Consider the following 11,858-nt stretch of genomic DNA (forward strand, 5'->3'; position numbering starts at 1 on the left):
CAATTCGCAGAAACAGTTACTTTTAAAGTGACTGACACATCTGTAGAAATCCAAAATCGGCGCGAAATAATCTGCCGGATGGGACATCATTTAATTTGCCGGACAACACTTCATGATTCCGGCCGCTTGCCGGTGTATAGAATCTTAAATCCACTCTGTCCACATGGGTAGGCACTGTGTCAAAGAGCTGAATGCCATCGTGCCTGATATCCTTAAATTTTTCCCCGCTCATACGGTCGGGGCCCGAAGACTACAAGGGCGTTATATTTCATAACAGCTTTAAATCTACCCTGCCCACACGGGTGGGGACTGCAGCGGACAATCGGTTCACCGGCCAACATCCGGCCTTAAATCCACACCGCTCGTGTGGACGGGGACAAAGGACCCGCTGAGGTCCCTGTGCACCGAGTACCTTAAATCCACCCCGCCCGTGTGGGCGGGGACTGGGCTTTGTCCAGAAGATGACACACGATGACATGCCTTAAATCCACCCCGCCCGTGTGGGCGGGGACGCTGAACTTTTCTCTACATTCGCTCAGGATATCGCCTTAAATCCACCCCGCCCGTGTGGGCGGGGACAATGAACTACGTTGAATTGAGCGGCGGAGTACGACCTTAAATCCACCCCGCCCGTGTGGGCGGGGACGCTGCCGCGATGTGTACTATCCGGCGGTAGTAAACCTTAAATCCACCCCGCCCGTGTGGGCGGGGACATTGTTACTATATCTCCCACTGGCATTAAATGGGCCTTAAATCCACCCCGCCCGTGTGGGCGGGGACGCGCCTTCCGGCCCCATCTGTTCAAGGTAATTCACCTTAAATCCACCCCGCCCGTGTGGGCGGGGACCGTCAAGATTGCCTTCCAGCGAGTAAAGTGATGTCCTTAAATCCACCCCGCCCGTGTGGGCGGGGACTGATGGGTATGCAGATCACATAGGGATTGTGGACCTTAAATCCACCCCGCCCGTGTGGGCGGGGACTGCTCCGTACCCGTGTGCGTGTGGGCGTTGTCCACCTTAAATCCACCCCGCCCGTGTGGGCGGGGACTCACAAATGACCAGGGCTGGATCACGATTGTTATCCTTAAATCCACCCCGCCCGTGTGGGCGGGGACAGCTGGTAAAGATGTATGCGGTCGAGCTGCGAAGCCTTAAATCCACCCCGCCCGTGTGGGCGGGGACTCCATGATTCTTGATATCGTTAATTACATCTTCCCCTTAAATCCACCCCGCCCGTGTGGGCGGGGACGACGATCGTGCAGGAACTGTCTCAGTATATTCCTCCTTAAATCCACCCCGCCCGTGTGGGCGGGGACTAGATAGCCATGCATCAGATCTTCCGATCTTATCCTTAAATCCACCCCGCCCGTGTGGGCGGGGACAAGGGGAAAGACAACAAAGTGATCCAGGCAATTGACCTTAAATCCACCCCGCCCGTGTGGGCGGGGACGTTGTCTCTTTCATTTATCTATCCTCTCAATCCTCCCTTAAATCTACCCCGCCCGTGTGGGCGGGGACTGTCCGGATGGTGGGCAGATCACCCGGCTCTCAACCTTAAATCCACCCCGCCCGTGTGGGCGGGGACTGAAATGCTGCCATGCGATTGCATCAATTCGGCCCTTAAATCCACCCCGCCCGTGTGGGCGGGGACGCTCTGCTATATGGTGAGGCTCGATGCTACAGAAGACCTTAAATCCACCCCGCCCGTGTGGGCGGGGACCGGGTATGTATGGAATTCCGCAAGAGAGGGCATCCTTAAATCCACCCCGCCCGTGTGGGCGGGGACAAGCCGGCACAGATATAGATAGCAGTAGATGTATCCTTAAATCCACCCCGCCCGTGTGGGCGGGGACTGAACTGATTCAGACTCATGCGCTGCACGGTTTTCCTTAAATCCACCCCGCCCGTGTGGGCGGGGACATCGATGCAAATGATGAGACATTCGCGGAGCTGGTCCTTAAATCCACCCCGCCCGTGTGGGCGGGGACTTCGAGGCCGCGGCGATCAGGGAAGACATGGCAAACCTTAAATCCACCCCGCCCGTGTGGGCGGGGACAATGGTGGATATTATGGATGATCAAAAACAGAAACCTTAAATCCACCCCGCCCGTGTGGGCGGGGACTTGTGCCGGTGACGAAGATCCAGTTGAGCGTATCCCTTAAATCCACCCCGCCCGTGTGGGCGGGGACGGAAAGCATCAGACAGGTTATTCCCTGATTTGATCCTTAAATCCACCCCGCCCGTGTGGGCGGGGACAGGAACCGATCGTATCCTTCTTCTCAGATGTTGGCCTTAAATCCACCCCGCCCGTGTGGGCGGGGACCGTACTGTGCTTCAATGGCTTCCAGCTTTTTATCCTTAAATCCACCCCGCCCGTGTGGGCGGGGACCCAGATTACCAGACAAATCTATATGCATGTAACCCTTAAATCCACCCCGCCCGTGTGGGCGGGGACGAAAAGCATATAGTCACACATGTTCGGAATGCGCCTTAAATCCACCCCGCCCGTGTGGGCGGGGACGTGAGCTTCAATGTTTTCATGTTTCTCCTCCTCATCCTTAAATCCACCCCGCCCGTGTGGGCGGGGACTGACCTCTGAGGCGACCTGAGCATCATCGTGCCCCTTAAATCCACCCCGCCCGTGTGGGCGGGGACTGCATTGGAGTTGCTGGGCAACGAAAAGCAAGACCTTAAATCCACCCCGCCCGTGTGGGCGGGGACGATCACGTATCTGTTGCAGCGGCATGACAAAAACCTTAAATCCACCCCGCCCGTGTGGGCGGGGACTGTCCGGATGGTGGGCAGATCACCCGGCTCTCAACCTTAAATCCACCCCGCCCGTGTGGGCGGGGACTGAAATGCTGCCATGCGATTGCATCAATTCGGCCCTTAAATCCACCCCGCCCGTGTGGGCGGGGACATATCGGTTTTATGTGTCGGCGCTGGAACATCTGCCTTAAATCCACCCCGCCCGTGTGGGCGGGGACATCCACCCGCATGCCATTACCGCTGGCAAGTGAACCTTAAATCCACCCCGCCCGTGTGGGCGGGGACGGAAACATATTCCGCCATTTTGCTCGATTGATCCCTTAAATCCACCCCGCCCGTGTGGGCGGGGACTAGTCAGCTCATCGTGTATTTTGTCGTAATTAGTCCTTAAATCCACCCCGCCCGTGTGGGCGGGGACAAACAGCATCGATCCTGCTTATCTGCTAATGGAGCCTTAAATCCACCCCGCCCGTGTGGGCGGGGACAGCAAAAACATACAAAACTCTAAAGAAAAATTCTTCTGATATTAGCAGAAATGTTTAAAGATATCTGATATAACGTTTTTTGTCGGTCTATCAAACTATGAGAAGTGCAATTCCAGGTGCGAAAGTTCCAGTAATATATGAGTGATCATATCTCGCACCACTATAATATGAGGCTTCCTTCCTGATCCGGTGTTACCTTCGTCCCATAATGCTCGACCTTTTTCTTATATTCGTTTCCAAGGTTATATATTCGTACACTATCCTTCGATTCATCGATTACATCCAGTATTGCCGCCCTGAAAGTCACAAGCTGCGAAGCATCGAGGTTGCATTCAAACACGGAGTTCTGAACGCGAATTCCGTAATTCAGACAGATTTTGGCAACTTTTCGAAGTCTTTTCTTTCCGCTCACAGACTCCGTATTTACATCATATGTCAATATTATCATCATACTGTATCGCCTGCTTTCTACCATCCCCTTAGATTCTCACGAAAGGCTTCTGCTGAGGCAATATTCCTTTATTTCCACATAAATGGCGGATATTCATCGAGGTCGCCACGGATAGTCCTTGACAGTAGCAGTGCCTGAATATATGGCACAAGCCCCCACTGCACTTTCTCCTGCAAATAGGGATGCACAATCTCTTCCTTTTTTCTTTCCTGCCACTTCGCCAAAAATATCTTTCTCGAATCATCCGTCATCAGAACCGCCCCATCACTGGTCACTGAGAAACTTTTATTCGTCAGCATCTTTTTGTTGATCATCGTCAAAACAAATCGATCCGCCATAGGCGCTCTTAATTCTTCTTCAAGATCCAGAGCCAACGATGCCCGCCCCGGTTTATCGGTGTGCATAAATCCAGCATAGGAATCAAGACCAACCGACTCCAGTGCATTCATACAATCATTTGCCAATAATGTGTAAGCAAACGACAACATGGCATTAACTTTATCGAGCGGAGGTCTACGGTTTCTTCCGCTAAAACAAAAGTCATCCTTCTGGTTCAGAATCAGATCATTAAAAACTCTGAAATAGTCAACTGCACTATCTCCTTCAACTCCCCTCAGGTTTGATACTGAGTCCGCTATACGGATTTTTTCAACCTGCCTCTTAAGCTTTTCAATACTCTCCCGAAGTCTGTCGCCGTTCACTCTCATAGGGTAATCTCGAAGTGTGCGGTCAACCGTCCAGCGCTCATTGAATACCTTACCCAAAATCATGTTTCTGGCGTACGGCAGTGAGCGCCTTTCATCATCACTAATCCGATATTGTTCTTTTCTGAGAAGGATATTCCCTCTGCTCCTACCCTCAACTCGGCACAGAAATTTACCATATGGAGTAAACATAGCAAACCCGATACCATTTGCCGCGCATGCCCCCATCAGTTCCGGTGATGCACCAGAATAGCTGAAGGAAATGATTCCTTCAAAAATATGCAGAGGAAATTGCCCTATTTTCTCTCTTCCTTCAGTAATGACAACCGATTCTCCTTCCAGGCTGAGATAATAATCATCGGTTAGGATAAACAGCGTATTCAACAGTTTTTTCAATGGTCGTCCACACTTTCCGAGATATATGTTTTGACGGAAAGTATTTTCGTCATTTCCGGAAGGCAAATGTCCTTCAGCGAACACTTCGCGCAACCTTTTCTGGGTTTGCTTTTTGGAGTATACCCTCTGCTAAAGTACTCGTGCATTTCCTGAAATGAATCCATCACTTTTTTTCTGAGCGTTTCGTCAAAATTAACCTCTTTCCGTCTGTGTGTTTCTCCCCAGAAAAGATCGCCGGCATCGATCTGACAACAAAGCATTTCCTCGAGACACATTGCTTCCGCACATAGCTGGGCGGCATCCGCCTCGTTAAAATCGTATCTCCCACTTTTGTACTCGATGGGCAGAACGTTCCACCTGCCCTCCAATCCATTGACCACAATTCCGTCTGACGTCCTGTGAAACTCTACTACATCACAGTTTCCGCTGACACCCAGACTGGATGAATGGATTTTGAGCCCGCGAACTATAACTGTATCGCCCCGCTTTTCTAATTCCGCCGCATTATGAGCCCTCTTATGGAACAATTTACCGGAAGATGTAAGCTCATTTTCTTTCCACTGCTGTTCAACATGAATGAGTGCCCATTGCCTTCTGCAGAAAAGAAAATGTTGGATTCCTGAAAGCATCAAATACTCATCTTCAGAATATGTCATGCACGATAGGCTCCTTCATCTCAGAAAGCTTGTTGATGGAAACCTCGTAATCTGAATAAGATTCGGGCAGCTCAACACCCTCTTTGCGTTTGACCTGTACTGTATTGAAAATCTTCGAAGCCGGATAGATAACGTCTCCGCCTTCCCACCAGACTGTCTTCACTACATCGACACTTCCTGCCGGTCTAGCTGCAGATTCATCATTAAGGAACAAGGTATCCAAGGCTTGCTGAATATCTTCCTTATCCTGTTCTGTGAATCCATTTTTTTCTGCAAACAGCGGATTAACAGATCCCTTGATTACATACAGTCCGAACCGGACACTGTGCTTTAACCCCATGGTATCAGATCCACGCTTGTCTCCGGTTTCACTGTTCGTACTTTTTGTAATCTGTGTGCTCACTATGTCAACCGGATCCACGCTCTCTGCCTCCTGAATGGTCACCGCTGCGCGAATACCGATGGAGACCCCGTTCCCGTTCTGCTGTTCGTCCGAGTCTGCTCTGCCTCCCTTCTTCAGGGCGATCGTTGCACCAAACGCCCTGACATCTTCATAATTACTACAGATAATGCTTGTCATCTTATCGTTGTCTTTCGCTTTCTCTGCTTCAACAAATTCCTTGCTGCTATCAAGCCTGTCATGAATGCTTTTGAAACCATCTCTAATTCTGTCATCAGAAACAATCAGGATATTCCGCCCCATATCCTGCATTCTGTTTCTCATTTTTCTTTTTATGCACACGTCCGTGATATAGCCTTTTCCATCCGCATGCTGCCTCGGGCGATTTCCATTCAGAGGATCACCGTTTGGATTTGCGTCAGATACCGCTACCAGTGCCATAAAATAACTTCTGTTAACTGCCATAGAACGCTCCTTTCCAAAATAAATATCTTTTATCTGGTCCGATTAGTTATCCGTAGTTGTTTTGTTCTCATGCTCCGATCCGGCAGTTTTTTCTTTCTTCCTCCCCAGCTTCAATTCTCTTCTCTGAAGATAAAACCCCAGAAGGTACTGTGGATCTAGTGCCCTGTTGGATCTTGCAAGGCTGCTCATGTCCGCATCCTCGAATCTTGATACGATTTCCTCCAGGGTCTTCTGGTAAAACACTCGAGATCCTGCAGGCAGTTGTGCCTCGTACGGCAGAAGAAGATTCTTTAACTCCTGCCACGTTGTCATAGGATGATTGACATATGCGTTCCACAACCGTCTGGCATTCGTTTCCCTGTTACTGTCAGAGCCATTTTTCTTTCGATCCAGCACAGTCTGCTCAATCGCATCTTCCACTGCCAAAATTCTCCCGAACAGATAACTCCGATCCGTAGATTCCATGTTTAGTTCCATTTTTGCCTCCCCTCCCTGATTGTGGATCAATAACCTTTGTCTGACTGCTGCACAGGCCGCTCGCAGAATGGATTCATGGTATATATCAAATCTCATTGGCTCCGACGCCTGTGTCACAAGCGCCCGGACAATATGTTCTGGAAGTGGCTGGCCATTTAATATATGCGCTGCAATATCCTGAACGGTTTCTTTAAATAGTTTCCTGTCAACATCAAGATAACTTTGCCTGTTTTTTTCTCTTTCTGTTCCAAGTGCGCATCTTGCAAGCATAAAAATTGATGGCGATAATACAGTACAATTCTGTCTGCTTCCAAAATACCAGGAACATGTTTCATACCAGTCATCAAGGCGTTCAAAAAATTCTCTGACAAGCATTTTCTGATAATACACCATAGTAAACCGACCAGAAGTTGCTGCATCAAATGCAGCCACAGTGAGCCCTGTTTCCATCTGTGATGACTTTGTCCCGTAGTAGATTGCTTTTTTTAGATGATCTCTTCCGCTTACAAATTCATTGCCAGACTGACTTCCTTTAAAAAGTTCCATCCCTGCATCATAGACTTCGGAAGTTTTAAACGAAGGATCCCAGCAGATCATGTATCGGGGGCAATCATCGTTGCCACCGGGCGAAAAATCACCGGCAGATATTTTAATCGACTGCGTTCCGATGAGCCACCGAAGAGTGTTATGAACTTTCTGAGATGTATCGTACCCAATCTGAAGCCGCTGAGATTCATCTGTAAATCTCTCACCGGTGAAGTTCATCAATGCATTTTCAGATGTCGATACCGAAATCAGTTTTGCGTTTGCCGCTCCGGGAAGTACTTTCTTAGGATGAAAAGTCGGAACATCTTCAACTCTGCCGGTTATGCCATCCAATTCCTTATGTCCGTACCTGTCCCTGAGGTTTGTATAATAGGCAGTCCAGGAATCGAGCAGAGTCACGTCTTCCCATGTATTGCGGCTTCCCCCATCTGCTGTCAGGACACAAAAACGAATCGGTATGGCCATACTGGTTTTCTGATATTTTTGATCCTTGTCTGTGCTTTCGGTTCCTCCTAATACACCATTCTGGTTTGCCTTCAGGACATCTGCCTCGATCAGATCCTCAATAACATCATTTTCCTCAATATATTTCAAAATAGCCCTTGCTTTAGGATGCGAGTATTCCGATTGGCACCAGTCTTCCAGTTGCTTTTTATATGCCGTATAAGAGACATTCTCTCCACTCTTATCGACCACGGAAGGACAATGCTTCGCTATATCCTTGGTAATAAACATCAGCTTGTCATTGACAGCCTGCGGTCTTGTTTTTGCGGCTCCACTTGTCCTGGACTGTGACTCTTCCGTGATCGCAAGCAGTGTCTTCTCGTCACCCTTGTTTACCTTAACCGCACTGGCGAATTTGCCTTCCTCCGTTATTGTTATCTGGATCCCGGCTTTCCCGTACTCATGGGCAACCGGTACTATTTTCTCTTTAAAAGCATCGCTGTCTTTTTCTTCCTCATATGTATTTAGCAAATCATTAAACAGAGGCATTCGCATCCTCCTTCTCTTTTTGGAATTTCTTAGCTATTCCCTTGCGAATCAGCTTGTGTAGACATTCCTCCGGACGTTTGAAAGTGATAATCCCGTTTTCCATTGTCACATCGCTGATATCGAGTAGCAGATTGGTTCTTGATTCATCAGAGTAGCCTTCATCCGGATAGCTGATCCCATGATACATATAGCCATATCGGATTGTGCCAGTCTCGTCAAAGGCACCTTTCCCTTCTCCAAACTTACAGGACTTCACATCCGCAATGCACTCGTGTTTACCCAGAAAAACATCCCTTCGTCCTCCTCGAATCAACGATTTTGCGAAGATTCCATAATGTTTTTTCTGATCTCTATCCCATTCGTACTCAGGTCGATTCATATTCCATTCGAAATGCGCCTTCACCTGATACCTGACATCCATAAGATAGGTGTAGTAGGCAAGATCATTTCCGCCGTTCAGTTTCGGCAGCTTTACACCCCTTGTCTCCATCTTGATTGCATTCATCACCCTTACCTTATCAACGATCCACTCAAACGTGGGTTTCCAGTAGATGCTTTTCAGCACACCTTTGATCGCCTCATAGGTTGGAATTTCGTAGGTAGATTTCTCTCCGCCTGCAGACACGATAGGATCCGCAAAAAGTGCCATCCGGGCGGAAACTTCAAATTCCACACTGTTTTTCTCAGCATACTGTTTCCCCAGTTGTATTTCTTCTGCTTTTATTCCCATCCTCACTCACCTTCTTCCCTATTACAACATCATGTCCTCTGCTTTATATTCCGTCTGATCATCCAAGCCAAAAAGATCGCTGTAAGCCCTCTCTCCGACAGCCAGCACATGGTCATCCATCAGATGTTCCAGCAGTCCTTTCTCCTCCAATTTTTTCTTCTGCCACTCATATATTTTAACGGAATATTCTGAGGCCTCCTTGATGGATTTATGAATTTCATCAAATTCATATGGCATACAGTTCCGAAGGAAATAAATGATATCTTTTCCCTTTCCATACGGTACTAACACATCCTCTGTAGCATCCTCAAAGACCCGGAATTCCCGCCCCATCGTTTCGAACGGCTGCCGCAAAACATATTGTCTCGATTTCTGACTGATATAGATTGGTTTGAGATCCCCCGCTAGCAGTCTCGCATAGGTGTGAAGATCTCCTTCAAGCGGATATTCCGTAATACGGCTGCTGCGGGAGGCTTCATACATATTCAGATAAAAATCTCTTACGAATTCTGGAGAATCAACTGCCATTCCTGAATCACGGTACAGCGTTTCTGTCATTGCCTCCTGTGCGCTCTGAATATCCGGCAATCCCTTCAAATTTTCACCCCTAAGTTTCACGATAAAGAAATTTCCGTTACCGTATTCATTGCTTCGATTGCATCTTCCTGCTGATTGGACGATGTTGTCATCTCCAGCCAGTACACGTAATACTGTGTGAAAAGAGAAATCTACGCCTGCCTCAACAAGCTGTGTGGAAATCAGGATCAGTCTTCTGCCATTATCCTCGGTTGTAGCTCCGCTGAACCGTTTCTGTATTCTTCTCAGGAGACTGAATACTGTCTCGAGCACCTTTTTCCTATGTGCCTTGCACATAGATGCAGAAAGATGAACAACATCTGTTTCACTGTCAGCATCTTCACGGATCTTTTCAAATAACTGTTTTGCCTCCCGTTTTGTATTGCAAATAACCAGAACGGACTGATCCTGTGATGCCCGATTCAGGCAAAAACCGGCTATGTCTTCGATTGTCGACCCATATTTTGAGATTCTATTCTCGATTCTACACCGTTTGAAAACACCCAGTTCAGATTCTGTCAATCTGACCATCTCCTCACTGCTTACATTGATCGGAAAGTTCAATCCCTCCAATGCCGGCTGTGTTGCGGACGAAAGGATGATGGTTGACCCGCAGAAACCAGCGAGAAAATTCATGGCAATATTGAAGATCTGAAGGGTCTTACGTGGCAGAGACTGCACTTCATCGAACACAATGACTGAATCACAAAGCGCTCTCATTCTTGCAACGGATTGCGTCTTATCGGAAAAAAGGATCTCGAGCAGTTGGACCATCGTTGTAATAATGACAGGTGCCGACCAGCGGTCCCGCATTACATCGTACTGATCCGCCTCATCGCGGGACTTCCCCTCCATCACCACATCGGAATGATGTTCAAGAATGGTTTCCTTCCTTGGAAGAGAATCCCGAATCACTTTCGCATTCTGATCGATAATCGTGAGAAGAGGCGCCACGAAAATAATCTTCTTTTTATGATATTTCAATGCATGCGCCAGCGCATATCGAAGAACTGCGAGGGTCTTTCCACCACCGGTTGGGACATTCAGCCTGTATATGCCCGGCTCCTTCTCTGCAAATACCCTGCATTGATCCGAGATAAGCTGCCGCACATGGTTGATCGACGATTCATGATCAAACCCTGCGATCTTATTTTCCAAAAACCTGAGATCTACATCCCACAAACCCGTGATATCCCCAAATGTCTTTTGTGATATAAATTCCGCTGTATCCCTTCGGTCTGCGTACATAATCGCGGAAGACACCATGCGTACGAGCACTGAAGTTATCGCCATCTGGTACCCTCCCGATAAATTATTCAAGATCCGGTTATCATGGATTCCCGCAGACAGATCTCTCAGATGTCGCTGAAGCTTATTGAAATATGCATCAACTTCGTCAACGGCACTTCTGAATAAAAAATCAATTTCCTCCGGATCTGAAATTTCATACTCAAACGAATATTTTGCCTGCGCATATTCGATCTGATCACGATTTGCCTCAAGCCTGTGAAGAAACCCATTTCTTCCGTCATAACTCACGCAGTCAAAAAGTCCATGGTGTGCCCCGACTGCATAAGCGATCATTTCAGAAGTAAGTTTCGACATCTCCATTTTTCTTCTGTCTGCTCCGCCGCACAGGCTTTCTTTATGAACAGTGTTTCCATTTTCCAAAGCGACACCGCCATGATATCTTTCCAGAATATAAATACAGCCTGCGAATGTGTGGTTTACACTTCCTCTTTGAACCTTCTTCCCTTCCGCAGCATTTCGGATATAATTCTGGAATTTCTGTGTTCCTTTTCCGTCATGAAGGATGCCTGCAAGCATGCCAAGCGATGGGAATCCCACACTTTCGAGCGCCTCGGCAGTGTATTCTCCCACCCTTCTGTTATGATCCCGCAGACTCTGACTTCGTTCTTCATGTGTCTCCTCATTAATATACAGATGTGCTAGATTCATTCGAAGCTTCCCTTCCTCGACAAGACTTCCAACAAGTGTATTCCATTACCTTAACAGGTAGACATCTGATACAATCATAATACTTTTTCTGAATATTAATGACATCTTTTTAAAATTATTAATTGTATCTGCTTTTATATTTAGTGTCTGCTCAACAAAGCCTCTCCCAAAATCACGAACAACTTTGGATACCCGCGGAGAGAGGTTACGCTGCTTCGAATTCGATGAAATGGATGGAATCTGATCCGCTT

Annotated in this window: 8 protein-coding genes and 1 CRISPR repeat array; all 8 genes read right to left on the reverse strand. The window is 47.8% G+C overall.

What is annotated here, in order from left to right; genetic code table 11:
• Window positions 1–345 precede the first annotated feature (345 nt).
• A CRISPR array of direct repeats spans window positions 346–3,254; the repeat unit is 33 nt; unit sequence CCTTAAATCCACCCCGCCCGTGTGGGCGGGGAC.
• A 160-nt stretch (window positions 3,255–3,414) separates the two neighbouring features.
• On the reverse strand, window positions 3,415–3,705 hold the full coding sequence (gene cas2 / locus ACTQ1N_RS11865; protein ID WP_441956887.1) for a CRISPR-associated endonuclease Cas2: 291 nt from the start codon (window positions 3,703–3,705) through the stop codon (window positions 3,415–3,417).
• A 68-nt stretch (window positions 3,706–3,773) separates the two neighbouring features.
• Complete coding sequence (cas1c, locus tag ACTQ1N_RS11870; protein WP_441956888.1) at window positions 3,774–4,805, reverse strand: type I-C CRISPR-associated endonuclease Cas1c; 1,032 nt, start codon at window positions 4,803–4,805, stop codon at window positions 3,774–3,776.
• The gene (gene cas4, locus ACTQ1N_RS11875) at window positions 4,802–5,461 is read right to left on the reverse strand and encodes a CRISPR-associated protein Cas4 (RefSeq protein ID WP_441956889.1); all 660 of its coding nucleotides are present in this window, start codon (window positions 5,459–5,461) and stop codon (window positions 4,802–4,804) included. Before cas4 ends, cas1c begins: the two co-directional genes overlap by 4 nt.
• Window positions 5,448–6,326 (reverse strand): type I-C CRISPR-associated protein Cas7/Csd2, encoded by an 879-nt coding sequence (gene cas7c, locus ACTQ1N_RS11880; RefSeq protein WP_441956890.1) that lies wholly within the window; start codon window positions 6,324–6,326, stop codon window positions 5,448–5,450. The genes cas4 and cas7c overlap by 14 nt, the downstream gene beginning before the upstream one ends.
• A gap of 42 nt (window positions 6,327–6,368) precedes the next feature.
• Window positions 6,369–8,342, reverse strand: a complete 1,974-nt coding sequence (gene cas8c, locus ACTQ1N_RS11885) for a type I-C CRISPR-associated protein Cas8c/Csd1 (RefSeq protein WP_441956891.1) — start codon at window positions 8,340–8,342, stop codon at window positions 6,369–6,371.
• A complete protein-coding gene (cas5c, locus tag ACTQ1N_RS11890; RefSeq protein ID WP_441956892.1) occupies window positions 8,329–9,072 on the reverse strand; it encodes a type I-C CRISPR-associated protein Cas5c in 744 nt (247 codons plus the stop codon). Before cas5c ends, cas8c begins: the two co-directional genes overlap by 14 nt.
• Window positions 9,073–9,093: 21 nt before the next feature.
• Window positions 9,094–11,607 (reverse strand): CRISPR-associated helicase Cas3', encoded by a 2,514-nt coding sequence (cas3, locus tag ACTQ1N_RS11895; RefSeq protein ID WP_441956893.1) that lies wholly within the window; start codon window positions 11,605–11,607, stop codon window positions 9,094–9,096.
• A gap of 45 nt (window positions 11,608–11,652) precedes the next feature.
• Window positions 11,653–11,858 (reverse strand): hypothetical protein (locus ACTQ1N_RS11900; protein WP_441956894.1); only part of this gene is annotated, 206 nt, incomplete at its 5' end.

Origin of the sequence: Porcincola sp. LCP21S3_C12 (assembly GCF_052118625.1) — a bacterium.
Lineage (GTDB): Bacteria > Bacillota > Clostridia > Lachnospirales > Lachnospiraceae > Porcincola.

Coding starts and splice junctions, on each gene's coding strand:
- cas3 (WP_441956893.1), bottom strand. CDS start 11,607: ATGAATCTAGCACATCTGTATATTAATGAGGAGACACATGAAGAACGA.
- cas8c (WP_441956891.1), bottom strand. CDS start 8,342: ATGCCTCTGTTTAATGATTTGCTAAATACATATGAGGAAGAAAAAGAC.
- cas2 (WP_441956887.1), bottom strand. CDS start 3,705: ATGATGATAATATTGACATATGATGTAAATACGGAGTCTGTGAGCGGA.
- cas5c (WP_441956892.1), bottom strand. CDS start 9,072: ATGGGAATAAAAGCAGAAGAAATACAACTGGGGAAACAGTATGCTGAG.
- cas7c (WP_441956890.1), bottom strand. CDS start 6,326: ATGGCAGTTAACAGAAGTTATTTTATGGCACTGGTAGCGGTATCTGAC.
- cas4 (WP_441956889.1), bottom strand. CDS start 5,461: ATGACATATTCTGAAGATGAGTATTTGATGCTTTCAGGAATCCAACAT.